Raw genomic sequence first — 21,335 nt, 5'->3', positions numbered from 1 at the left:
CGCTGGCGCGCTCGATGTAATCAAACGCGCTCGATGACTGTGGCGGTGCCCATGCCGCCGCCGATGCACAGGGTGATCAGGGCGGTCGACTTGCCCGACCGCTCCAGCTCGTCCAGCACGGTGCCGGTGATCATGGCGCCGGTGGCCCCCAGGGGGTGACCCATGGCGATGGCGCCGCCGCAGACGTTGATCTTGTCGTGATCGATGTCCAGCGCCTGCATGAAGCGCAGCACGACGGCGGCGAAGGCCTCGTTCAGCTCATACAGGTCGATGTCGGTCGCGTTCATGCCCAGCTTGGCCAGCAGCTTGTTGGCCACGAACTCGGGGCCTGTCAGCATGATGGACGGCTCCGACCCGATCGAGGCGGCGCCCACGATGCGGGCGCGGGGCTTCAGGCCCAGGGCCTTGCCGGCCTCCAGGCTGCCGATCAGCACGCCCGCCGATCCGTCGACGATGCCGGAGGAGTTGCCCGGGGTGTGGACGTGGTTGACGCGCTCGACCTCGGGGTAGCGCTGGTTGATCACGCTGTCGAAGGCCATCTCGCCCATCATGGCAAAGGAGGGGTTCAGCGCACCCAGCGTCTGCATGTCCGTGTTCGGACGGATGGTCTCGTCGCGGTCCAGGATGGTCAGGCCCAGCTGGTCGCGCACCGGCACGACCGAGTTCTTGAAGCGCCCTTCGGCCCAGCTCCTCGCCGACCGCTTGTGGCTCTCGACCGAATAGGCGTCGACGTCGTCGCGCGACATGCCCCACTTGGAGGCGATCATGTCGGCCGAGACGCCCTGAGGCACGAAATAGGTCGAAAACGCGCTGGACGGATCGACCGGCCAGGCCCCGCCGTCACTGCCCATGGGCACGCGGCTCATGGCCTCGACCCCGCCGCCGACGGCGAACTCGGCCTCGCCCGACTTCACCTTGGCCGCCGCCATGTTCACGGCCTCCAGGCCCGAGGCGCAGAAGCGGTTGATCTGGACGCCCGCGACCGTCTGCGACCAGCCGGCGTTCAGCACGGCGGTGCGGGCGATGTCGGCGCCCTGTTCGCCCACCGGCGAGACGCAGCCCAGGATGACGTCGTCGACCTTGGAGGTGTCCAGCCCGTTGCGGTCGCGCAGATTCTCCAGCACCTGGGTGGCCAGCGACAGGGCGGTGATCTCGTGCAGCGACCCGTCCTTCTTGCCCTTGCCGCGCGGCGTGCGTACCGCGTCGTAGATATAGGCTTCGGTCATTTGGTGCGGCTTCCCTTTTGGGTCCCTACCGCTCGGCGCCCCAATCGCGTTTTGGGCGCCTCGCTGCTTGAGGGACGGAGGACGGATGCGATGTTGGCTCTAAAGCCGACGTTTACGTCAACGTCAAGATAAGAGTTACCCTGACACGGAACGGCCGCGCTCGTGCGACATTGATCCCGATCATGATACGCCCCCTGTCCGCCCTCGTCGCCGCCTGTCTGACCGCCGCCTGCGCCCCCGCCGATCCGGGCGGTCCACGCTGGATCGAGCCCGCGTCTCCCGACGCCCGGGTGGCCATCCCCACCCCGCCGCCGCGCGACGGCCGGCCCTCAGATCAGAACGAGGCGCGGGTTCTTGCGGCCCACAACGCCGAACGGTCCGAGCAGGGCGTCGCGCCCTTGGTCTGGAGCGAGGACCTGGAAGCCGAGGCGCGCGGCTGGGCCCGCGAACTGATCGCCACGGGCCGCTTCGCCCACGACCCGCGCCCGCACGGTCACGGCGAGAACCTGTGGACCGGTTGGGGCGGCCGCGTCTTCACGCCCGAGGAGATGGTCGAGGACTGGATCGCGGAGCGGGCGGACTATCGCCCCGGCGTCTTCCCGAACGTCAGCCGCACCGGCGACTGGACGGCGGTCGGCCACTACACCCAGCTGATCTGGTCGGGCACGACGCATGTCGGCTGCGCGATCGAGACGCGCGACGACCAGCAGCTGCTCGCCTGCCGCTACTCGCCCCCTGGAAACATCGACGGCCGGCGTCCGCTCTGACGCCGGCCGTCTGGTCGCCAGCGGGCCTCTCGATCAGGCCGCCTGCTGCATCGCCTCGGCGTTGACGGCCGCGTCGGCGATCGCCGTCAGGTCGGTGTCGGTCTGGCTCTCTTCCTGCAGGGTCTCATCCAGCAAGGCGGCGGCGTCCTTCATGCCGAGCACCAGGGCCCAGCGCTTCAGCGTGCCGTAGCGGGTGATCTCATAGTGTTCGACCGCCTGGGCCGCCGCCAGCAGGCCGGCATCCAGCGCCGCCGTGCCCTTGTACTCCTCGGCGATCTCGTCGCCCTCGGCCAGGATGCCTTCGATGGCGTCGCAGGTCTTGCCGCGCGCCGGCTTGCCGATGATGTCGAACACCTGCTGCAGCCGCTCGATCTGACCTTCCGTCTGGCCGATGTGCTTTTCGAAGGCGGCCTTGAGTTCCGGCGACTGCGCCGCGCGAACCATCTTCGGCAGCGACTTCAGGATCTTGCGCTCGGCGTAATAGATGTCCTTGAGCGTGTCGTGGAACAGGGTGTCTAGGGTCTTGTCGGCCATGGGTCGGCTCCTTCCAGCGGGGGTGAGCCGGTGGAACGAAGGCGGTCCTCGCCGGTTCCGACGGCGAAGCTTAGATTTTACAGTAGGTTACAGCCGCGCTTGCTCGCGCTCAGGCCGCCTTGGCCCAGGCGGCCGAGGCCTCGGCCAGGATCTCCAGCGACCGCACCCGCGCGCCGTGGTCCCAGATCTGGCTGGTGATCATCAGTTCGTCGGCCCCGGTGCGCTCCACGAACGCCCGCACCTGGTCACGCACGGTCGCCGGCCCGCCGACGGCCGAGCATGACAGGGCCTGATCGATCATGGCCCGCGCGGCCGGATCGAGCCGCTCGGCATAGCCCTCGACCGGCGCAGGCAGCTTGCCGGGCCGCCCGGTCCTCAGATTGACGAAGGCCTGCTGGACCGAGGTGAACAACAGCCGCGCCTCATCGTCCGTCTCGGCGGCGAAGACGTTGAAGCCCAGCATGACATGGGGCCGGTCCAGCCGCGCCGAGGGTCGGAAGGTCTCGCGATAGAGGCGGATCGCCGCCATCATGTCGCCGGGCGCGAAATGGCTGGCGAAGGCGAAAGCCAGGCCCAGATGCGCCGCCAGCTGGGCGCCAAAGGTCGAGGACCCCAGGATCCAGATCGGCACGTCCTGCCCCTCGCCGGGGTTGGCGCGCAGCCGCTGGTCCTCGGCCGCCGGCTCGAACCAGTGCATCAGCTCCATCACGTCCTGGGGAAAGCTGTCGGCGTCGCCCGCCCGATCGCGCCTCAGCGCCCGCGCGGTGGCCATGTCCGACCCCGGCGCCCGGCCCAGCCCCAGGTCGATCCGACCGGGATACAGCGCCGCCAGCGTGCCGAACTGCTCGGCGATCACCAGCGGCGCATGGTTGGGCAGCATGATCCCGCCGGCCCCGACCCGGATCGTCTTCGTCGCCGCCGCCACCGCCCCGATCACCACCGACGTCGCCGCCGAGGCGATCCCCGCCATGTTGTGATGCTCCGCCAACCAGTACCGCCGATAGCCCAGCCGCTCGGCGTGGCGGGCGAGGTCTATGGTGTTGGCGAGGGAACGGGAGACGTCGGAGCCCTCGGGCACCGGGGCGAGGTCGAGGATGGAGAGGGCGGTCATGTCACCCAAATGGGCGCGGGGCGGAGGGCAGATAAGGAGCGACCCGCCCTCTCCCTCCGCTCAAATGCATACGCCTCGAAGGGCCGCTAGGGGGAGCGGACACTCGGCAGCCTCGGTCAGGACCGGTCAACCCGACCTTTTCCCGTGTTCGCCCATTTTCTGAACAGGGGCAAAAGCTCCAGATACACATCGATGAAACGATCATCGCCGCCATGGCGGGAGGCCCGTGCTGCGAAAAAGAGTTCGTTTCGGATGTCGCGAAGCGCGGCGCGCTTCTTAAGCTGCGCTGATGCCGCCGACGCCTCGAAGGAACCCAGTTCCTCGTATCCATTGAAGGAAAGCGCAAAGCTCCAGATGGCTTCTGGATCACCCTCGTCTGGGAGTTAATAGGTCCATCTCAATCACCCGTCTGCTGCGGGAAGCGCCGCCATGAAACAGCTAGACAAAGATTTCCTCGCTCCGCGACGATGCCTCCGCGAACCCGTCCCCGAAATCTTTGAAGCCGCAGGCTATCTCAGCCTAGCCGTTGAGGCTCACTTGAGCGGAAACCGCAGCGGTGCAGCACACATGATTGGTCGAGCAAATCAACCGGCCATAAGGGATTGGGTAGCGCCGCTCCTTGGCTCGGTCGCAACCTACCCTGATCGAGCAGATTATGTCCGGTACCGCCCAGTCCCTGCCGCCCCCCCGGTTCTCAGCAAATCCGTGAGGGTCGCCGTCAGGATGCCAAACGCTGAGCAGCAGGCGGAGTTGATACGGCAGCAGGGACGACACTGTGGGTTCTGTCACATCCCCCTCATCAGTGCGGATGTCCGGAAGGCGCTGGTGCGAGCGTATCCAGGAGTAGCAACGTGGGGTGCGAAGAACGCGGATTGTCACTCTGCCTTGCTGTGTATGTGGCTGCAGTTCGATCACTTACTCCCGCACAGTCGAGGCGGCGGCAACGACCTCTCGAACATCCAAATTACATGCTCAGGCTGCAACTATGGGCGGATGGCGCTCACGCTCGAAGAGGTCGGGCTTTTGAACCCGCGTCTCCACCCTCGGCGGGGTTCAGATTGGGATGGGCTAGAGCGGTTTCTGTCTGCCGCTGCCTAAACCACCCCTTGCCCTCGTACTGGAGTGTCGCAGCCCCGCTTCAGATCCGGCGCATCGCCTCCTCGGTGAACAGCCGCACGGCCTCGTCCAGGCTGACCACCGTCTGCTCCTGAGACCCCAGCCGCCGGATCGCCACCTCGCCCTTCTCGGCCTCGGACCTGCCGACCACGGCGATGACCGGGACCTTGCTGACCGAGTGTTCGCGCACCTTGTCCCCGACCTTCTCGATCCTCAGGTCACGCTCGACCCGCAGATGGGGACGATCTCAACGCCCGCTATGCAGCCCGGGATTCCACAGGCACGGCCGCCAGGCGAAGCCCCAGCGCATGGACGGCCCGGTTCAAGCGGCCCGCGAAGTCCAGGGATGGGTCCTCCGGCAGGTTTTTCGCCCGTTCGATCGTCGCCACGGCACGGGCGGTGACTTTCGGATCATCGATCGCGAGCATTTCCTCCAGATAGCCTGCGATATCCTCGTCGTCCTTGAAGAAATCCACGACGTCGAAGGGATAGGTCTTGGTCGCCATCACAGGTCCAGGTCCCGCGCCAATCGCTTGGCCTTTGCAATGTCTCGATCCTGGCTGCTTTTGTCGCCGCCAAGCAGAATGACGACGATCATGTCACCGCGTCTGGCGAAGTATAGGCGATAACCCGGCCCGGCGTGAATCCTCAGTTCTCCGACGCCCTCGCCGACCGGCCTCCAATCGCCGAAGTGTCCGTCCGCGAGGAGATCCAGGCGAGAGAACACGCGACGTCTCGCGACCCTGTCGCGCAGTCCGTCGATCCAGTCGCGCGCCTGGTCGGTGTAACGGATGTCCAGCGTCATCTGAGGTCCGGGGGCGTCGCCTCCTCGGTCAGAATCCGCACCGCCTCGTCCAGGCTCACCACCGTCTGCTCCTGCGAGCCCAGCCGCCGGATCGCCACCTCGCCCTTCTCGGCCTCGGAGCGGCCGACGACGGCGATGACCGGGACCTTGCCGACCGAGTGTTCGCGCACCTTGTAGCCGACCTTCTCGTTCCTCAGGTCGGTTTCGACCCGCAGGCCCGCGGCCTTGAACCGGGCGGCGACCTGATGGGCATAGTCGTCGGCGTCCGAGGTGATGGTCGCCACCACGGCCTGGACAGGTGCCAGCCACAGGGGGAAGGCCCCAGCGTAGTTCTCGATCATGATGCCGATGAACCGCTCGAAACTGCCCAGGATGGCCCGGTGCAGCATGACCGGCCGGTGCTTGGCCCCGTCCTCGCCGACGTATTCCGCGCCCAGCCGCTCGGGCAGGACATAGTCCAGCTGGATGGTGCCGCAGGTCCATTCGCGGCCGATGGCGTCCTTGACCACGAAATCCAGTTTGGGCGCATAGAAGGCGCCGTCGCCCTCGGTGACGACCGGCTCGGTCCCGGCGGCGCGCGCCGCCTCCGCCATCAGGGCCTCGGCCTTGTCCCAGAATTCGTCCGAGCCCGCGCGCGTCTCGGGCCGGGTGCCCAGGCTGATGTAGGCCGTCTCCATGCCCAGGTCCGCGTGGACCGACCGGGCGAGCGCGATGAAGTTCGACGTCTCCTCGACGATCTGGTCCTCGCGGCAGAAGATGTGGGCGTCGTCCTGGGTGAAGCCGCGCACCCGCATCAGGCCGTGCAGCGAGCCGGACGGCTCATAGCGGTGGCAGGCCCCGAACTCGGCCATCCGCAGCGGCAGTTCGCGATAGGATCTCTGGCCGATGCCGAAGATCTGGACGTGGCCGGGGCAGTTCATGGGCTTGAGCGACAGCGTCTCGCCCTCCACCGTCTCGCAGACGAACATGTTGGGCCGGTACTTCTCCCAGTGGCCCGAGGCCTCCCAGAACTTGCGGTCCAGCACCTGGGGCGTCTTGACCTCGACGTAGCCGGCGGCGTCCAGGCGGCGGCGCATATAGGCCTCGATCACCTGCCACAGCACCCAGCCCTTGGGGTGCCAGAAGACCATGCCCCGGCCCTCTTCCTGCATGTGGAAGAGCTCCATCTGGCGGCCCAGCTTGCGGTGATCCCGCTTCTCGGCCTCCTCCAGCCGCTTCAGATAGGCGTCCAGGTCCTCCCTGGTCGCCCAGGCGGTGCCGTAGATGCGCTGAAGTTGCTCGCGATTGCTGTCGCCGCGCCAATAGGCGCCGGCCAGCTTGGTCAGCTTGAAGGCCTTGCCGACATGGCGGGTGGAGGGGAAATGCGGCCCCCGGCACAGGTCGATCCATTCCCCTTGTCTGTACAGGGTGATGGTCTCGGTCTCGGGCAGGTCGCGGATCAGCTCGGCCTTGAAGCTCTCGCCCCGCGCCTCGAAGAACAGGATGGCCTCGTCACGGTCCCAGACCTCGCGCTCGAATCTGGCGTCCCGGTCGATGATCTTCGCCATCTCTTTTTCGATGGCGGCGAAGTCGTCGGTCGAGAAGGGCGTCTCGCGGGCGAAGTCGTAATAGAAGCCGTCCTCGATGGCCGGGCCGATCGTGACCTGGGTGCCGGGGAACAGGCTCTGCACCGCCTCGGCCAGCACATGGGCCGCGTCGTGGCGGATGGTGTACAGCGCCTCGGGGTCGTCGCGCATGATCAGGCGGAACGATCCGCCCGTCTCCAGCACCCGGTTCAGGTCCCGCTGCTCGCCGTTCAACTCGGCCAGCACGGCCTTCTTGGCCAGGGAAGGCGAGATGGCGTGGGCCACGTCGCGCGCGGTCGAACCGGCCGGATAGTCTCGTGTGGCACCGTCGGGAAAGGTCAGCTGGATCATGGGGTCTCGGTCTCGACTGGCGGGACCGGGTCGTATCCCGAACCGCCGAAGGGGTGGCATCTACACAGTCGCCGCACGGTCAGCCAGCCGCCCTTGCGAAGGCCGTGCTGGATCAGGGCGTCGCGGCCATAGTCCGAACAGGTCGGCAGGAACCGGCACGACTGTCCGAAGACGGGGCTCAGCGTCAGCTTGTAGCCCCGATGGGCCGCGCGGACGCCGCGTTCATAGAGGGAGCCTGAACTCATGATCTTGCCGCTCATCCCGGCGAAAGCCGGGACCCAGTTCTTTGGGCGATGATTGTGCGGGTAGCCCACGCTCGCGATCCGGCGCAATGCCTCACGAAAGCACTGGGTCCCGGCTTTCGCCGGGATGAGCGGAGAAGAGAGTTCAAGCCGCGCCGGCGAGTCTGGTTCGGGCGGCCTGCGCGGCCTGCACCGCTTCCAGCGTCGCCTCCACCGCGACCATCGTCGAGGCATGCCGCGCCGGATAGTCCGCGACCTGCTTCAGCACCCGCAGCCCCTCGAACCGGCCGGACGGGCCCTCGCCGCCGAACTTCAGCATGGCCGCCATGGCGTCGCGCGCCTCGGTCAGGTCCTGGACCGTCGCGCCGATCACGCTCTCGCCCAGCACACCGGCGGCGGCCTGACCGAGCGCGCAGGCCTTCACGTCCTGGGCGAAGTCGGCGATCCTGCCCTGATCGTCCAGCACGACATCCACGGTCGCCCGCGACCCGCACAGTTTCGCCACCCGCTCGCCGGTGCCCTCGGGCGAGGCCAGCCGTCCCGCATGGGGCAGGTTGGCCGCCAGCGTCAGGATCCGTGCGCTGTAGAGGTCGTCGATCATGGCCCCGATATAGGCTCCTGGACCGGTCCGGAAAAGCGGTGCCGATCACGCGGATTTCAGCAGGGGTGATTTGGCAGCGGGTCCCTGGCTGACTAGCGTCCGCGCTTCCCCGACGCCTGTGTGTTGAAACGACAAGGAATTCCCATGCGCCTCACCCTGATCGCCGCCGTCTCCGCCGCCGCCGTCCTGGCCGCCGCGCCCGCCTTCGCCGCGATCCAGACGACCTACACCGACGCCCAGCTGGAAGCCTTCGCCTCGGCCATGGTCGATGTCCGCGCCGCCGCCCCGACCGACGGATCGGCTCCGAACGCCGAACAGCAGGCCGCCATGGCCAGCGCCGTCGAGGCCTCCGGCCTGACGCCTGACGAGTTCAATGCCCTGGCGACCACGGTCTCGACCGACACCGTGCTTCAGGCCCGCCTGGCGCTGCTGGACGCTCCGGAGCCGGTGCCCGGTTCAGTCGCGGCCGGGGTGACCGACGCCGAGGTCGAACAATTCTCGTCCGCCATGGTCAATGTCCGCGCCGCCGCTCCGGCCGACGGCTCGACGCCCACGACCGAACAGGCCGCCGCCATGGCCGCCGCCGTCTCGGCCTCGGGTCTTTCGACCGACCGGTTCAACGAGATCGCCACCGCCGTGTCCCAGGACGCTCACCTGCGCGCCCGGGTGCGGCTGGCGGACGCCCAGCGCGGCTGATCTAGGGGGTCTGCAGCGAGCCCCAGGTGCGGGCCGAGGCCTGGTCGGACGGCGAAACGGCCGTCGTGGCGAGGGCTCGACCCTGCCCCTGGGCCCGTAGCCATTGCAGGTTCCGCTCGGCCGCCTCGGGCGGCAGGTCGCGCCGGATGATCTGCTCGGCCTCGGACATCTTGCCCTGCAGCCCCAGCGTCATCGCCAGGTTCAGCCGCATCTGCAGCGTCGCGGTCGGCTGGGCCACGGCCCGACGCAGCATCGCCTCGGCCCCGGCGGCGTCGCCGCTGGTGGCCAGCGCCATGCCGGCGTTGGTCAGGATGTTCGGATTGTCGGGCGATATCGCCAGGGCGCTGTGCCAGGCCGCATGCGCGTCCTCGGCCCGGCGCACCTGCTGATAGGCCACGCCCAGCAGCGACAGCGGCCGCCAGTCGTTCGGGGCCAGGTCCCGCGCCTGTTCCAGCGGCTGGATGCCATAGAAGGCCTGCCCCCGCGCGATCTCGGCCCGGCCCGCTTCCAGCATGGCCTCGATGTTGGCCGGCTGCAGCGTCAGCACCTGCCGCGCGGTTTGAGCGGCCTGTTCATGCTGGCCCAGCTGACGCAGGGCCTCGGCCAGTTCGACCCCGGCGACGGGGTCCAGCGGATTGACCTCCATCTCGCGCGACCAGAAGACCGAGCGGGCCAGCGGGTCCAGCCGGTTGTAGGCGGCGCGCTCCTCGGCCGAGGCGGGCTGGCGGGGTGCCGGCGCGACGGGCTGGGCGGCCTGGGCCTGCGCCGCGCCCTGAGCCGTCTGGGCCAGCGTCGGCGAGGCCACGGCGACCCCGAGGGCGGCGATTAGGATTGAGGTTCTGACGCCGTTCAGCGACATGGTGCGGACCGATCCGGATGTCTGACGCGCTCCAGAGTCCGTGGTTCGCGTCAAGCATTGGTTAATCTGACAAAGGCCCGACATGTCCGTCCTGTCACCCGATCCCATCGTCGCCACCGATGCACCGGAGGCCGCGTCGGCCACCCCGATCCGTTTCGTGGGCCCGGACGGCGAGATCGCGCCGGGCGCCCGGTCCTGGGCCGAACGGATGGGGTTCAAGGGCAGGCCCGGGCAGGTTCTCGCGGTCCCCGATGCCGACGGCGGCGTCGATCGGGTGCTGGTCGGCGTCGGCCAGACCTTCGATCCCATGAGCGCCCGCGCCCTGTCGGCCAAACTGCCGACCGGCCTCTACCGGCTGGACCTCGATGCCGACGCCGCCCGCCCGGCGGCCCTGGCCTTCCTGCTCGGCCGCTACGCCTTCGATCGCTACAAAGCCAGGAAGGACGTGGCCGATGTCCGTCTGGTCGCGCCCGAGGGTTTCGACACCGGGGAGGCCGCTCGCATCGCCGCCGCCTGCGCCCTGGCTCGCGAGATGGTCGACACCCCGCCCGCCGACATGGGCCCGCTGCAGATGGAGACCATCGCCCGCGAGATCGCCGAGGCCCACGGCGCGACGATCGCAGTGGTCACCGGCGACGACCTGCTGGAACAGAACTATCCCGCCATCCACGCCGTCGGCCGCGCCGCCGCGCCGCATCGCGCGCCCCGCATCCTGGAGATCGGCTGGAACCTGGATCGCGCCGACCGGCCCCTGATCGCCCTGGTGGGCAAGGGGGTGGCGTTCGACTCGGGCGGGCTGGACATCAAGTCGGCCGCCGGCATGCGCAACATGAAGAAGGACATGGGCGGCGCGGCCCATGCCCTGGCGCTGGGCCGTCTGGTCATGCAGGCCGGGCTGGACGTGCGGCTGGTCGTACTGGTCGCCGCGGTCGAGAACGCCATTTCCGCCGACGCCTTCCGGCCCGGTGACATCCTCTCGACCCGCAAGGGCCTGACGGTCGAGATCGGCAATACGGACGCCGAGGGCCGGCTGATCCTGGCCGACGCCCTGACCCGCGCGGCCGAACATTCGCCGGGCCTGACGCTGGATTTCGCCACCCTGACCGGCGCCGCCCGGGTGGCCCTCGGGCCGGACCTTCCTCCGCTCTATACCGACGACGAGGCTCTCGCCGCCGATCTGCTGGCGGCCTCTGCCGAGGTCCGCGACCCCCTCTGGCGCATGCCGCTCTGGCCCGGCTACCGCGCCGCGATCGACAGCGATCTGGCCGATGTGCGCAACGACAGCGCCGGCTGGGCCCAGGGCGGATCCATCACCGCCGCCCTGTTCCTGCAGAAATTCGCCCCGACCACCGGCGTCTGGGCCCATCTGGACGTCTTCGCCTGGAACAGCCGGGGCCGCCCCGGCTGGCCCGAGGGCGGCGAGGCGCAGGGCTTGCGCGCCGCCTATGCGATGCTGAAGGCGCGTTACGGAAAAACCTGATTCAGGTCCGCGCCTTAACGGGATTTTCGCCTTCGACGTTCAGTGTGTCTGTCCAATCGTCAGGGCCTTCGCTTGACCGACCTGTCCGTTCCCGCCCGGCCGCTGCTGGCCCGTCACGACCTCGCCGCCCTGGCGTTGGAGGGGCTGGTCCGCGCCGACCGCTATCGGGCGACCACGGCCATGCGGCTGCGGGCACCCGTCGCCGACATCCACGCCGAAGCCGACGCGGCCTCCGAGCGCATCGACCAGTTGCTGTTCGGCGAGGCCTTCGATGTGTTGGAACACCGCGACGGCCGCGCCTGGGGCCAGGCCCGGCGCGATGGCGTCGTCGGCTGGGTCGATCTGACCGTCCTCGCGCCCGGCACCCTGCGCCCCACCCACAGCGTCTCGGCCGTCGACGCCGACCTGCCGCTGAATGCCCTGGTCACCGATCCGTCGGAGCCGGATCTGCGTCTGCGCCCCATAGGCGACTTCGAGCGCGATCCGGTCACGGTCGCCCAGCGTCTGATCGGCACGCCCCACGCCCTTGGCGCGCGCTCGTCGATCGCCACGGACTGTTCCGGCCTGGTTCAGCAGGCCCTGCTGGCCTGCGGCCTGTCCGGCGCGCGCCGCGCCCATGAACAGGCCCAGTTGGGCCATGCCGTCGATCGCGACGATGCCCGTCGCGGCGACCTGGTGATCTGGTTGAGCCGGGTCGAGGGTCAGAGCTGGACAGGCCATTCGGCGATCATGCTGGACGAAGCCACTCTCATCCACGCCACGGGGTTCCACGGCGCGGTGGTCGTCGAAGCCCTGGCGGCGGCCGACGCCCGCTGCCTGTCCGACGGCTTCGCGCCAGCGGTCTTCAGGCGCGTCGTCTAGTTCAGCTGTTCGGCGGCGTCGCGCTGTCGGCAGCCGGAGGGGCGATGTTGCCGGGCTGGACGACCGGCGCATTGGGATCGGCGGCCTCGGGAACGACCCCCGGGACGGTCGGATCGACCGGCACCGTGTCTTGCGTGCCCGGCGTCGCGCCGTCGGTCTCTCCGCCCGGCTGACGCGCCGGATCGGGCGCGGGGATGGCGAAGCCTTCCGAGCCCTGGCTGCGCAGATAGGCGATCAGGTTCACCCGGGCCGTGGTGTCGCGCAGGCCCGCGAACGACATCTTGGTGCCGTCGACATAGCGGGCCGGGGCGTTGATGAACTGGTCCAGCGCGTCCAGAGACCAGGTCGGATCGACCGACCGGTGCGCCACCATGGCCTCCGAGAAGGCGAAGCCGGGATGGGCGCCGACCGAACGACCCACGACGCCGTACAGGGCCGGTCCGATGCCGTTGGCCCCGCCGGCGTTGATGGTGTGGCAGGCTTGACAGCGCGCGAAGGCGGCCTCACCGGCGGCCAGATCGGCGACGGGCAGCAGCGTGCCCCAGTCGGGCGGCAGGACTTCCTCGGCCCCACCGGCCGCAGCTTCTTCCGGAACATCGATGAAATAGCCCATCTTCTCGGGCTCTTCAGGCGCATAGACCGCGCCCGAAACCTGCTGCAGCACCAGGACGGCGAAGGCCGTTCCCAGACCCGCGCCCATGATCTTGTTCCACTTCAGATCGCCGCTCATACGCGTCGTCGCATCCCGTCTCTGAGGCCCGTGCCGCGGGGAGGCGAAACGGGCGAATGTCTTGCGGGGCGGTCTCTGACACGCTAGCGCCGCCTTCGCAACCGGCCGCGCGGCTGCGTCCGCGCCCTTGAAGTCGCATATCGGGAAACGCACGAATGACGCCCCTGATCCTGATCCCGACGCGGATGGCCGCAGCCCGCCTGCCGGGCAAACCGCTCGCCGATATCGGCGGCAAGCCCATGATCGTGCGCGCCTGGGAACAGGCCGCCGCTTCCGGCCTGCCGGTCGCCGTGGCCGCCGGCGATGCAGAGATCGTCAAAGTCATCGAGGCGGTCGGCGGTCGCGCCGTCCTGACCGATCCCGCGCTTCCCAGCGGCTCGGACCGCGCCCTGGCCGCGCTGAACACACTCGACCCTCACGGCGAATACGACGCCGTCATCAATCTGCAGGGCGACATGCCCTTCGCCGATCCGGGTCTGGCCATGGCCTGCGCGGCCCTGCTGCACGGCGAGCCGTCCTGCGACATCGCCACCCTGGTCGCGCCCGAGCTCGACCCGTCCGACCGCGCCAACGTCGATGTGGTGAAGGCGGTCCTGGCGCTGAAGGACGGCGACCGCCACGCCCGCGCCCTCTATTTCACCCGCTCGACCCTTTACGGCGACGGCCCCGTCTGGCGCCACATCGGCGTCTACGGCTACCGCCGGGACGCCTTGAAACGCTTTTGCGCCGCCCCGCCGTCGCCGCTGGAGAAGCGCGAGAAGCTGGAACAGCTCCGCGCCCTGGAACTCGGCCTGTCCATCTGGGCCGCGACGGTGGATCAGGCCCCCATTTCGGTGGACAACCCGGCGGACCTGGAGGCGGCGCGGGGGATGGTGTGACGCGGGATTTCTCCCTCCCCCTCGGGGGAGGGTGGTCGTAGCGAAGCGGAGACCGGGTGGGGCGGGCAAGGCGACACAACTTCAGGGCTTGCCTTGTCTTTCCCTGCCTTGCCGCCCCCACCCCCTCGCTGCGCGAGGACCCTCCCCCGAGGGGGAGGGAGAAGGACGCAACCTCTCCCCAATCCCTGATCCCTGATCACTCGCCTTCCACCCATGCCTCCAGCAGCGTCCGCGCGATCGCGAACTTCGGCGGGGCCTTCACCTCATGGCTCCCCGCCAGCACCGCCCGCGCCTCGTCCCGGGTGAACCAGCGCACCTCTTCCAGCTCGGTCTGGTCCGGCGTCGCCTGGTCGTCCGACACCTGCGCGATCAGGCCGATCATCAGCTGCGAGGGGAACGGCCACGGCTGGCTGGAGTGGTACCGGACCGTCGTCACCGTCAGCCCGGCCTCCTCGGCGATCTCGCGCGCGCAGCCTTCCTCGATGGTCTCGCCGGGCTCGATGAAGCCTGCCAGCGCCGACATCCGCCCCGCCGGCCAGCTGGCCTGACGTCCCAGCAGGCATCGGTCGCCGAACACCGGCAGCATGATCGACACCGGGTCGACGCGCGGGAAATGCTCGGCCTGACAGTTCGAACAGGATCGCTTCCAGCCGCCGCAGATGCTGTCGGTCGCGTGGCCGCAGTTGGCGCAGAACCCGTGCCGCCGCCGCCAGTCGAACAGGCTCTTGGCCCCACCCGCCATCGCCGCGTCCGCTCCCGACAGTACCGCCGCCGCCTCGCGCAGTTCGGTGAAGACTCCCAGCCCCGCCATCGGGCCCGCCGCCGGGTCCGCCGGGCCGGTGACCTCGACCGCGAACACCGGCGCGCCCTTCCACAGACCCAGGAACAGCTCCCGGTCCGGATCGCCCACCAGATCGCGGGCGTGGCTCAGCGCGACCCAGGCCAGGCGCGGACCCTCGGCATGATCCTCCAGCAACGGCCGCCCGTCCCACAGCACCATGGCCAGGGCCTCGGGATTGGCGGCCTGTTCGGCCAGCCAGTCGGGGTCGTTTCGCCGGTCTCCGGCGCGGTCCAGCGGATTGCCGGCGAAGGTGTTCAGGACGGGGAGGGCCATGGCCGCTTCCTAGCGGCGTTCGCGCCCGCCGGGGAGGGGGCCTTGATCTCGCCGCGCGGGGACGCGATATGGGGGGCGGAGATCGCGGGCGAAGGCTTCGCCAATCTGGTCAGGGCCGGAAGGCAGCAGCCACAACGAATTCCCCTTCGGGTCGCGGTCTCCACCGCTCCTTTCTTTAGCGCTACCGCTCGACGCGCGGAGCCTCGCTGCTTGAGCGCGAGTAATCCTCACCCGTAGGGGGAGGGGGACCGCGAAGCGGTGGAGGGGGCCAACCGCAGAGATCGCCGTGTGGAGCAGGCCCCCTCCGTCTCCTTCGCTGCGCTACGGAGCCACCTCCCCCTAAGGGTGAGGATTGGGCGGAACCTTCACCGCGCGAGACCGCTCCTGTGCCGACCTCAACCGGAGCGGTGACATGAGCATTCTCGGCAAGATTCTCGGCGGCATCTTCAATCGCAAGAAGGACGCCCCCGCCGCACCTGCACCGACCCCGACCGCGACCCCGGCCCAGCCCCCCGTCACCGCCGCCGTCGCCACGGCGCCCCAACCGCCTCAGCCCGTCGATGTCGCCGGCATCCTCGACTTCATGAACGAGCAGCGGGACCAGACGCTGAACTGGCGCACCTCCATCGTCGACCTGATGAAGCTGATCGGCCTGGAAAGCAGCCTGGCCGAGCGCAAGGAGCTGGCCGACGAGCTCGGCTACACCGGGGACAAATCCGACAGCGCCAGCATGAACATCTGGCTGCACAAGCAGGTCATCCAGAAGATCATCGACAACGGCGGTCAACTGCCCCGCGACATGACGCCGTGACAGATCGGGCCGCAGGCCCAATCAATCTCTGGCCGTGCCTTTTCCAGTTTCATCACAGCGGTCACAGCGAAACAAGGCCACGCCGATCACAGCGGGACCCCGTGCGTAGCCGCGACGATGCTTCCGCCGTGACCGCTGTGATCCGCCGTGATCGCCGTGATGAACCGCTGATGGGCCTGCGGCCGAGCTCTTAAGGAGTCGCGCACGATCCCCCTCCCGCGCTAACCTCGCCCGATGACCGACGTCGACCTTGATTCCGGCGATCCGCCCTGGGCGGAGGACGACGACGCCCCAGAGTCGTCAGAGCATGTGCGCGACGAGAACACCGACGACATGTTCGGCGCGCCCGCGCCTGCCCCAGCGGCCGAGGCCCCCAAAGCCGCGCCCGCCCCGGTCGAACCGCCGTCCGAGGCGCACCAGAACGACGGGGCCGCCTATACAGTCCTCGCCCGCAAATACCGCCCCCGCACCTTCGAGGACCTGATCGGGCAGGAGGCGATGGTGCGCACCCTGACCAACGCCTTCGCCACCGGCCGCATCGCCCACGCCTTCATGCTGACCGGCGTGCGGGGGGTCGGAAAAACGACCACCGCCCGCCTGCTCGCCCGCGCGCTCAACAACGAGACCGAGACCATCGACCGCCCCTCGCTGGAGCTGACGCCCTTGGGCCGCCACGACGCGGCGATCATGGCCGGCCAGCACATGGACGTCATGGAGATGGACGCCGCCAGCCACACCGGCGTCAACGACATCCGCGACATCCTGGAAAGCGTCCGCTACGCCCCGGTCGAGGCCCGCTACAAGGTCTATGTGCTGGACGAAGTCCACATGCTCTCCAACCAGGCCTTCAACGCCCTGCTGAAGACGCTGGAAGAGCCCCCGCCCCACGCCAAGTTCATCTTTGCCACCACCGAGATCAGGAAGGTCCCGGTCACCATCCTCAGCCGCTGCCAGCGCTTCGACCTGCGCCGCGTCGAGCCGGAGATCCTGGTCGAACACCTGGCCCGCATCGCCGACAAGGAGGGCATGAAGGTCGAGGCCGACGCCCTGGCGCTGATCGCCCGCGCCGCCGAGGGCTCGGTCCGCGACGGCCTCTCCCTGCTCGATCAGGCGCTGGTGCAGGGCGAGCGCGGCGAACCCGTGGCCACCGACGTCGTGCGCGACATGCTGGGCCTCGCCGACCGCAGCCAGACCATCCAGCTGTTCGAACAGATCATGGCCGGCCGCACGCCCGAGGCGCTGGAGACCTTCCGCGCCCTCTATGGCTATGGCGCCGACCCGGTCCAGGTCACCAACGACCTGCTGGAACACTGCCACGCCGCCTCGGTCGCCAAGATGCTGGGTCCCAACGCCACCCGCCTGCCGAACGACCAGGCCCAGCGACTGGCGGCCATGGGCGCGGCGGTCTCGGCCGGCACCCTGTCGCGCGCCTGGTCCATGCTTCTGAAGGCCCTCGACGAGGTCCGCCGCGCCCCCAGCCCCGCCGACGCCGTCGAGATGGCCATCGTCCGCCTCGCCTACGCCGCCGACCTGCCGGGGCCAGAGGAGGCGCTGAAGAAACTGCAATCCGGCGACCTGACCGGCGGCGGTTCCAGCGGCGGCCCGTCGCGCGGCGGCGGCGCGGGAGGTGGCGGCGCCTCGGCCCAGCTCGCCGCCCGCCCGTCGGCCCAGCCGAGCCCGCCCGACCCCCAGAGCTTCGAGGCCGTCGTCGCCCTGATCGGCGAGCGGCGCGAGATCGCGCTGAAGATGGACGTTGAACGCTACGTCCGCCCCGTCGCCTTCAAGCCCGGCCAGCTGACGTTCGAGCCCGCCCCGGGCGCCCCCGCCAACCTCGCCACCCGCCTCGCAGGCCGTCTGAAGGAATGGACCGGCCGCCAGTGGTTCGTCATCGCCAACGGCCAGGGCGGCGGCGAGACCCTGATCGAACAGGAAAAGAAGGCCGCCCAGGCCCTCCGCGCCGAGGTCGAGGCCGACCCCTTCGTCCAGGCGGTGATGGACGCGTTTCCCGGTACGGTGCTGGGCGAGATCAAGACGCTCGCCCCGGTGGTCGAGATGCCGGTCATCCCGGATGAGGTGGGGGACGAGGATTGAGGGCGCGACGTGTCCCGCGTTGATTGACGGAGAAACCCTCGGACCCGCGACGGCGTAACATTTGAGTCGCCGGGCCGAATAGGGGGGCGTGTGAACACGCTGGAAGCACGGCTGAAGCCGCTCATGATCGGGGGGCTGGATGGGGACACGCGCGCCTGGCGCGAGTTCCTCGGCCTTCTGCGCCCTGCGTTTCACGCCTATTTCAAGCGGCGCCAGTTCCACGGCGACGCCGATGTCGAGGATCTGGTGCAGGAAGCCCTGATGGCCGTCCATGCCAAACGCGAGACCTGGCGGCGGGCCGATCCGGTGACGTCGTGGTGCTACACGATCGCGCGCTACAAGCTGATCGACCACCTGCGCAGGACGGGGCGGGCGAGGTTCGTGCCCATGGTCGACGACCTGTCGCTTGAGGTCGACGGGGTCGAGGACGGCGCTGTCCGTCACGATCTCGACCGCCTCTTGTCGACCGTGCCCGCCCGACAGCAGGCCCTGGTCAAGGATGTGAAACTGTCGGGCTACAGCCTGGCCGAGGCCGGAGAGCGCGCGGGCCTGTCGGAGGGGGCGGCGCGCGTCAGCCTGCACAGGGCCATGAAGGCCCTGATGAACCGAGTGACCGATCGTGAGACCTGAACCCCTGAACACCGAAGACCTGATCGACCGGCTGGCCGCCGGGGCTCGCCCGATCCCCGAGCACAGACCGGCCCGGCGCGCGGCGCTCTGCGCCGGACTGGCCCTTGTGGCGTCTGCGATCGTGGTCTGGATGACGCTTGGGCCGCGTCCGGATCTGGCGTCCGTCGTCGACGAACCGGCCTTCCTCCTGCGTCAGGTCTATGCCCTGTCGGTCGCGGGGTTCGCGGGCTGGCTGATGCTGCGCCTGGGTCAGCCGGGCGCGCCGGTCCGGGGCCCGGTGATCGGCCTCGGCGCGGTCGCCCTGCTGGTGATCGGCCTGGTGGCCTGGGAGCAGGCCGGGCTGGGTGACGCATCGCGGCTCGACTCACTTCTCGGCCAGTCGTGGACCCAGTGTTCGCTGCGCGTCGGGGCGATCAGCCTGGTGGCGACGCCCTTCGTCTTCTTCGCCGCGCGCAGACTGGCTCCGGCTCGTCCGACGATGGCGGGCCTTGCCGCCGGCATCGTCGCCGGGGCCGTCGCCGCCTCGGCCTATGGTCTCTATTGCGCGGAGATCACCGCCACCTTCGTCGCGACCTGGTACAGCCTGGGCATCGTGACATCCGGCCTGCTGGGTGGAGCCCTGGGTCGCTGGGTCCTTCGCTGGTAGTTCCGGCCCGATCACAGCCCAGGGCCGCGACGACCGCGCTCGACGCGCGGATGTCGCGGCGGACCCCGCTTCAGCCCATGCGGAGCAGGCGATCCAGGCTGAGAGTGCCGGCACCGTTCCGGATCAGATAGATCAGCAGCCCGGCCCACACCAGGTGGGTCGCCCAGGCCGCCGGATAGACCAGCACCTGAATCACGACCGTCATGATCAGCAGGGCCAACGCCGATACCCTTGTGAACAGGCCCAGCACCAACAGGATCGGAAACAGATGCTCGGCATAGGTCGCCAGATAGGCGGCGACATCGCTGGGGATCAGAGGCAGCCGGTACTCCTCGGCGAACAGGAACAAGGCGGTGTCGGACACATCGAGGACGCCCTCCACCTTGGTCCGGCCTGAGAGGAAGAACACCGCCGCGATGCCGGTCCGGGCGGTCAGGCCGACCAGCCAGTCCGGGACCAGGCGACCGAACGCTCGCCCAGCGGCGTCCACGGGGGCCAGAAGGCCGGTCGCGCCGGTTCGGGGTGTGGCTTCTGCGGTCATGGCGGTTTCAGACATCGTTCTGGATCTCCGGATGAAGGGTCGAGAAGGCTCGGGCGGACAGCAGCCCGGCGAACAGGGTCGAAAGGGTCACGGCGGGGTCGGCCGCGAAGGCGTCGCGCGCGGCCCGGCCGAGGTCGTGGCCGTCGCGACAAGCGGCGAGGAAGGCCCATTCGGGCCGCGCGAGGCGCCGCCAGATCACGCCGTGGCCGGCCCGGACGATCAGCAGACCTTCCGGCCGTTCTTCCCAGACCATCGGTTCGTCGGGTTCGGCGTCCGGCTGGTTGTCGATCCAGATCGAAACCACGCTCCAGTCGAACCAGAACAGGGTGGTCGACGGGTGCAGTCGCGCCGTCGAGGAGAACAGCCGCGCCGGCGGCATGGCGGCGACCATCGCGCTCGACAGCACGGGCGCGTCGGCGGCTGTGTGGGCTCGCATCCATGCCCGATCGATCCGGGCGACGGGGGCCAGATAGGGCAGGTCGTGCGCCGGAGGAAAGCCCGCCAGCCAATCGGGAAAGTCCTCGGCGAAGGTGTCCAGGACCGGGTCGACGGGCGGCGAGCCATGCGCGAATTCCGCGCCCGCCGCCCTGAACCAGTCGCGGCCCACAAGGCGCGCCACGGTGGGGTAGAGGGCCTCCAGCGCATCCAGCCGGGCCTTCACGACCGAGTTCCGATAGACATCGACGACCGACCGATCCTGACCGTCAGGGGCCAGCCATCCGTCAAGCGCGGCTGTGTCTCCCGACAGCATGGCGTGGAAGGCGGCCTCGAAGCCGTCGGTGGCCTGCTCAGGCATGGAGGCGGGCTCCCTGAGCGTCGTAGTGGACCAGGGCCCGATCACGCTCGGCCATGAGCACGGCGAAGTCGGGCACGTTTCCGTCGCGCTCGATCAGCGTCGGGCGAGGTCCGAGCCGCGCCAGAGCGTGGTCGTAGAGCGACCAGACCGCATTGGAGACCGGCGCGTCATGGCTGTCGATCAGCAGGGCGTCGCCCAGGCGCTCGTCCGGCGCATGGCCGGCCAGGTGGATCTCTCCCACCGCCTCGGCAGGCAGGGCGTCGATGTAGGCGCGGGCGTCGCCGCCCAGGTTGTGGGTCGTGACGTGGACGTTGTTCACATCGAGCAGCAGGCCGCAGCCGGAGCGGGCGACGATCTCGGTCAGGAACTCGGTCTCGGCCATCTCGTGCCCGCGCAGCGCGAGATACAGGGAGGGGTTCTCGATCAGGATCGGACGCCCCAGCGCGGTCTGCACCTCATCGATGTTGTCGGCGATGCAGGCCAGGCGCGCGCGCGTGCGCGGAAAGGGCAAGAGGTCGGGGTGATAGACGTCGCCATGTCGCGACCAGGCCAGGTGCTCGGAAACGAGCGCCGGCTCCAGGCCGTCGACCAGGTCGCAGAGCCGATCGAGGTGGTCCGGATCCGGGCGCGCCTCGCTGGCCAGCGACAGGCCCACGCCGTGTATGGACAGGGGCTTGTCTCGACGGATGGCGTCCAGCCACGCGAGGCGCGCGCCACCGTCCACCATATAGTTCTCGGCATGAATCTCGAACCACAGTCCGGCCGCCGAACACGCCAGGGCTTCGGCATAGTGCGGGGACTTGAGCCCCAGCCCGACCGTCAAGCTGCCTACGGGGGGAGTGAAGGCAGGCATGGGCCGGGCCTCGGCGACCGGATGGGGGGTC

25 protein-coding genes and 1 other RNA gene are annotated in these 21,335 nt (G+C 69.2%); 11 read left to right on the top strand and 15 right to left on the bottom strand.

What is annotated here, in order from left to right; genetic code table 11:
* Positions 1-20: 20 nt before the first annotated feature.
* On the bottom strand, positions 21-1,226 hold the full coding sequence (locus tag ABN401_RS15830; RefSeq protein ID WP_349685831.1) for an acetyl-CoA C-acetyltransferase: 1,206 nt from the start codon (positions 1,224-1,226) through the stop codon (positions 21-23).
* A gap of 182 nt (positions 1,227-1,408) precedes the next feature.
* Here ABN401_RS15830 and ABN401_RS15825 point away from each other — a divergent pair, with 182 nt between their 5' ends.
* Positions 1,409-1,993: a CAP domain-containing protein gene (locus tag ABN401_RS15825; protein WP_349685830.1), complete on the top strand. Its 585-nt coding sequence runs from the start codon at positions 1,409-1,411 to the stop codon at positions 1,991-1,993.
* A gap of 33 nt (positions 1,994-2,026) precedes the next feature.
* Here the strand turns inward: ABN401_RS15825 and ABN401_RS15820 are convergent, their stop codons facing one another.
* Together ABN401_RS15820 and ABN401_RS15815 are read right to left on the bottom strand one after the other, a co-directional pair.
* Positions 2,027-2,527: a YciE/YciF ferroxidase family protein gene (locus tag ABN401_RS15820; protein WP_349685829.1), complete on the bottom strand. Its 501-nt coding sequence runs from the start codon at positions 2,525-2,527 to the stop codon at positions 2,027-2,029.
* Between the two features lie 109 nt (positions 2,528-2,636).
* On the bottom strand, positions 2,637-3,638 hold the full coding sequence (locus ABN401_RS15815; protein ID WP_349685828.1) for an LLM class flavin-dependent oxidoreductase: 1,002 nt from the start codon (positions 3,636-3,638) through the stop codon (positions 2,637-2,639).
* A 429-nt stretch (positions 3,639-4,067) separates the two neighbouring features.
* Between ABN401_RS15815 and ABN401_RS16385 the strand changes: the two genes are divergently transcribed.
* A complete protein-coding gene (locus ABN401_RS16385) occupies positions 4,068-4,736 on the top strand; it encodes an HNH endonuclease (RefSeq protein WP_432763576.1) in 669 nt (222 codons plus the stop codon).
* Between the two features lie 40 nt (positions 4,737-4,776).
* Here the strand turns inward: ABN401_RS16385 and ABN401_RS15810 are convergent, their stop codons facing one another.
* The 6 genes from ABN401_RS15810 to ABN401_RS15785 all read right to left on the bottom strand — a co-directional run bounded on the left by ABN401_RS15810 (position 4,777) and on the right by ABN401_RS15785 (position 8,318).
* Positions 4,777-4,944, bottom strand: coding sequence for a His/Gly/Thr/Pro-type tRNA ligase C-terminal domain-containing protein (locus ABN401_RS15810; RefSeq protein ID WP_432763575.1), 168 nt, complete (start codon positions 4,942-4,944; stop codon positions 4,777-4,779).
* Positions 4,945-5,011: 67 nt separating this feature from the next.
* Entirely contained in the window at positions 5,012-5,260 is a 249-nt protein-coding gene (locus ABN401_RS15805; protein WP_349685827.1) for a helix-turn-helix domain-containing transcriptional regulator, read from the bottom strand.
* On the bottom strand, positions 5,260-5,559 hold the full coding sequence (locus tag ABN401_RS15800; protein ID WP_349685826.1) for a type II toxin-antitoxin system RelE/ParE family toxin: 300 nt from the start codon (positions 5,557-5,559) through the stop codon (positions 5,260-5,262). Before ABN401_RS15800 ends, ABN401_RS15805 begins: the two co-directional genes overlap by 1 nt.
* Positions 5,556-7,475, bottom strand: coding sequence for a threonine--tRNA ligase (thrS, locus tag ABN401_RS15795; RefSeq protein WP_349685825.1), 1,920 nt, complete (start codon positions 7,473-7,475; stop codon positions 5,556-5,558). Before thrS ends, ABN401_RS15800 begins: the two co-directional genes overlap by 4 nt.
* Positions 7,472-7,720 (bottom strand): membrane protein insertion efficiency factor YidD, encoded by a 249-nt coding sequence (gene yidD, locus ABN401_RS15790; protein WP_349685824.1) that lies wholly within the window; start codon positions 7,718-7,720, stop codon positions 7,472-7,474. The genes thrS and yidD overlap by 4 nt, the downstream gene beginning before the upstream one ends.
* A 142-nt stretch (positions 7,721-7,862) precedes the next feature.
* Positions 7,863-8,318: an iron-sulfur cluster assembly scaffold protein gene (locus ABN401_RS15785; protein WP_349685823.1), complete on the bottom strand. Its 456-nt coding sequence runs from the start codon at positions 8,316-8,318 to the stop codon at positions 7,863-7,865.
* Positions 8,319-8,462: 144 nt separating this feature from the next.
* Between ABN401_RS15785 and ABN401_RS15780 the strand changes: the two genes are divergently transcribed.
* Positions 8,463-9,014 carry a DUF4168 domain-containing protein gene (locus ABN401_RS15780; RefSeq protein WP_349685822.1) on the top strand — a complete coding sequence of 184 codons (552 nt, stop codon included), beginning with the start codon at positions 8,463-8,465 and terminating at the stop codon, positions 9,012-9,014.
* A 1-nt stretch (position 9,015) separates the two neighbouring features.
* On the opposite strand, the gene ABN401_RS15775 is transcribed toward ABN401_RS15780, so the two are convergent.
* Complete coding sequence (locus tag ABN401_RS15775; RefSeq protein ID WP_349685821.1) at positions 9,016-9,873, bottom strand: tetratricopeptide repeat protein; 858 nt, start codon at positions 9,871-9,873, stop codon at positions 9,016-9,018.
* 82 nt (positions 9,874-9,955) lie between these two features.
* Here ABN401_RS15775 and ABN401_RS15770 point away from each other — a divergent pair, with 82 nt between their 5' ends.
* On the top strand, positions 9,956-11,353 hold the full coding sequence (locus ABN401_RS15770) for a leucyl aminopeptidase family protein (RefSeq protein ID WP_349685820.1): 1,398 nt from the start codon (positions 9,956-9,958) through the stop codon (positions 11,351-11,353).
* 72 nt (positions 11,354-11,425) lie between these two features.
* Complete coding sequence (locus tag ABN401_RS15765) at positions 11,426-12,214, top strand: C40 family peptidase (protein ID WP_349685819.1); 789 nt, start codon at positions 11,426-11,428, stop codon at positions 12,212-12,214.
* Between the two features lies 1 nt (position 12,215).
* Here ABN401_RS15765 and ABN401_RS15760 read toward each other — a convergent pair whose 3' ends face one another.
* The gene (locus tag ABN401_RS15760) at positions 12,216-12,944 is read right to left on the bottom strand and encodes a c-type cytochrome (protein WP_349685818.1); all 729 of its coding nucleotides are present in this window, start codon (positions 12,942-12,944) and stop codon (positions 12,216-12,218) included.
* Positions 12,945-13,099: 155 nt separating this feature from the next.
* Between ABN401_RS15760 and ABN401_RS15755 the strand changes: the two genes are divergently transcribed.
* Positions 13,100-13,822 carry a 3-deoxy-manno-octulosonate cytidylyltransferase gene (locus ABN401_RS15755; protein ID WP_349685817.1) on the top strand — a complete coding sequence of 241 codons (723 nt, stop codon included), beginning with the start codon at positions 13,100-13,102 and terminating at the stop codon, positions 13,820-13,822.
* Positions 13,823-14,018: 196 nt separating this feature from the next.
* On the opposite strand, the gene nudC is transcribed toward ABN401_RS15755, so the two are convergent.
* Positions 14,019-14,936, bottom strand: a complete 918-nt coding sequence (gene nudC / locus ABN401_RS15750) for an NAD(+) diphosphatase (RefSeq protein WP_349685816.1) — start codon at positions 14,934-14,936, stop codon at positions 14,019-14,021.
* Between the two features lie 74 nt (positions 14,937-15,010).
* Here nudC and ffs point away from each other — a divergent pair.
* The 5 genes from ffs (at position 15,011) to ABN401_RS15725 (ending at position 19,114) form a co-directional block, all read left to right on the top strand.
* Positions 15,011-15,104, top strand: an RNA gene (gene ffs, locus ABN401_RS15745) — signal recognition particle sRNA small type.
* A gap of 244 nt (positions 15,105-15,348) precedes the next feature.
* Positions 15,349-15,747: a DUF3597 domain-containing protein gene (locus ABN401_RS15740; RefSeq protein WP_349685815.1), complete on the top strand. Its 399-nt coding sequence runs from the start codon at positions 15,349-15,351 to the stop codon at positions 15,745-15,747.
* Between the two features lie 234 nt (positions 15,748-15,981).
* Positions 15,982-17,838 carry a DNA polymerase III subunit gamma/tau gene (locus ABN401_RS15735; protein ID WP_349685814.1) on the top strand — a complete coding sequence of 619 codons (1,857 nt, stop codon included), beginning with the start codon at positions 15,982-15,984 and terminating at the stop codon, positions 17,836-17,838.
* Positions 17,839-17,928: 90 nt separating this feature from the next.
* On the top strand, positions 17,929-18,468 hold the full coding sequence (locus ABN401_RS15730; RefSeq protein WP_349685813.1) for a sigma-70 family RNA polymerase sigma factor: 540 nt from the start codon (positions 17,929-17,931) through the stop codon (positions 18,466-18,468).
* Positions 18,458-19,114: an NrsF family protein gene (locus ABN401_RS15725; RefSeq protein WP_349685812.1), complete on the top strand. Its 657-nt coding sequence runs from the start codon at positions 18,458-18,460 to the stop codon at positions 19,112-19,114. The genes ABN401_RS15730 and ABN401_RS15725 overlap by 11 nt, the downstream gene beginning before the upstream one ends.
* A 70-nt stretch (positions 19,115-19,184) precedes the next feature.
* On the opposite strand, the gene ABN401_RS15720 is transcribed toward ABN401_RS15725, so the two are convergent.
* Genes ABN401_RS15720 through bufB form a run of 3 tightly spaced genes read right to left on the bottom strand, consistent with a single transcriptional unit; the run spans position 19,185 to position 21,304 of the window.
* Positions 19,185-19,670, bottom strand: a complete 486-nt coding sequence (locus tag ABN401_RS15720) for a DoxX family protein (RefSeq protein ID WP_349685811.1) — start codon at positions 19,668-19,670, stop codon at positions 19,185-19,187.
* On the bottom strand, positions 19,663-20,451 hold the full coding sequence (locus ABN401_RS15715) for an HvfC/BufC N-terminal domain-containing protein (protein ID WP_349685810.1): 789 nt from the start codon (positions 20,449-20,451) through the stop codon (positions 19,663-19,665). Before ABN401_RS15715 ends, ABN401_RS15720 begins: the two co-directional genes overlap by 8 nt.
* Positions 20,444-21,304, bottom strand: coding sequence for an MNIO family bufferin maturase (gene bufB / locus ABN401_RS15710; RefSeq protein ID WP_349685839.1), 861 nt, complete (start codon positions 21,302-21,304; stop codon positions 20,444-20,446). Before bufB ends, ABN401_RS15715 begins: the two co-directional genes overlap by 8 nt.
* Positions 21,305-21,335 lie beyond the last annotated feature (31 nt).

The organism is Brevundimonas aurifodinae (assembly GCF_040195595.1).
Taxonomy (GTDB): Bacteria; Pseudomonadota; Alphaproteobacteria; order Caulobacterales; family Caulobacteraceae; genus Brevundimonas; species Brevundimonas aurifodinae.
This window is presented reverse-complemented; position numbering and strand designations above follow the sequence as displayed.

What these genes read in the sequence shown, in the direction of transcription:
- ABN401_RS15830 (WP_349685831.1), bottom strand. Translation starts at nt 1,226, where the DNA reads ATGACCGAAGCCTATATCTACGACGCGGTACGCACGCCGCGCGGCAAG.
- ABN401_RS15825 (WP_349685830.1), top strand. Translation starts at nt 1,409, where the DNA reads ATGATACGCCCCCTGTCCGCCCTCGTCGCCGCCTGTCTGACCGCCGCC.
- ABN401_RS15820 (WP_349685829.1), bottom strand. Translation starts at nt 2,527, where the DNA reads ATGGCCGACAAGACCCTAGACACCCTGTTCCACGACACGCTCAAGGAC.
- ABN401_RS15815 (WP_349685828.1), bottom strand. Translation starts at nt 3,638, where the DNA reads ATGACCGCCCTCTCCATCCTCGACCTCGCCCCGGTGCCCGAGGGCTCC.
- ABN401_RS16385 (WP_432763576.1), top strand. Translation starts at nt 4,068, where the DNA reads ATGAAACAGCTAGACAAAGATTTCCTCGCTCCGCGACGATGCCTCCGC.
- ABN401_RS15805 (WP_349685827.1), bottom strand. Translation starts at nt 5,260, where the DNA reads ATGGCGACCAAGACCTATCCCTTCGACGTCGTGGATTTCTTCAAGGAC.
- ABN401_RS15800 (WP_349685826.1), bottom strand. Translation starts at nt 5,559, where the DNA reads ATGACGCTGGACATCCGTTACACCGACCAGGCGCGCGACTGGATCGAC.
- thrS (WP_349685825.1), bottom strand. Translation starts at nt 7,475, where the DNA reads ATGATCCAGCTGACCTTTCCCGACGGTGCCACACGAGACTATCCGGCC.
- yidD (WP_349685824.1), bottom strand. Translation starts at nt 7,720, where the DNA reads ATGAGTTCAGGCTCCCTCTATGAACGCGGCGTCCGCGCGGCCCATCGG.
- ABN401_RS15785 (WP_349685823.1), bottom strand. Translation starts at nt 8,318, where the DNA reads ATGATCGACGACCTCTACAGCGCACGGATCCTGACGCTGGCGGCCAAC.
- ABN401_RS15780 (WP_349685822.1), top strand. Translation starts at nt 8,463, where the DNA reads ATGCGCCTCACCCTGATCGCCGCCGTCTCCGCCGCCGCCGTCCTGGCC.
- ABN401_RS15775 (WP_349685821.1), bottom strand. Translation starts at nt 9,873, where the DNA reads ATGTCGCTGAACGGCGTCAGAACCTCAATCCTAATCGCCGCCCTCGGG.
- ABN401_RS15770 (WP_349685820.1), top strand. Translation starts at nt 9,956, where the DNA reads ATGTCCGTCCTGTCACCCGATCCCATCGTCGCCACCGATGCACCGGAG.
- ABN401_RS15760 (WP_349685818.1), bottom strand. Translation starts at nt 12,944, where the DNA reads ATGAGCGGCGATCTGAAGTGGAACAAGATCATGGGCGCGGGTCTGGGA.
- ABN401_RS15755 (WP_349685817.1), top strand. Translation starts at nt 13,100, where the DNA reads ATGACGCCCCTGATCCTGATCCCGACGCGGATGGCCGCAGCCCGCCTG.
- nudC (WP_349685816.1), bottom strand. Translation starts at nt 14,936, where the DNA reads ATGGCCCTCCCCGTCCTGAACACCTTCGCCGGCAATCCGCTGGACCGC.
- ABN401_RS15740 (WP_349685815.1), top strand. Translation starts at nt 15,349, where the DNA reads ATGAGCATTCTCGGCAAGATTCTCGGCGGCATCTTCAATCGCAAGAAG.
- ABN401_RS15735 (WP_349685814.1), top strand. Translation starts at nt 15,982, where the DNA reads ATGACCGACGTCGACCTTGATTCCGGCGATCCGCCCTGGGCGGAGGAC.
- ABN401_RS15720 (WP_349685811.1), bottom strand. Translation starts at nt 19,670, where the DNA reads ATGTCTGAAACCGCCATGACCGCAGAAGCCACACCCCGAACCGGCGCG.
- ABN401_RS15715 (WP_349685810.1), bottom strand. Translation starts at nt 20,451, where the DNA reads ATGCCTGAGCAGGCCACCGACGGCTTCGAGGCCGCCTTCCACGCCATG.
- bufB (WP_349685839.1), bottom strand. Translation starts at nt 21,304, where the DNA reads ATGCCTGCCTTCACTCCCCCCGTAGGCAGCTTGACGGTCGGGCTGGGG.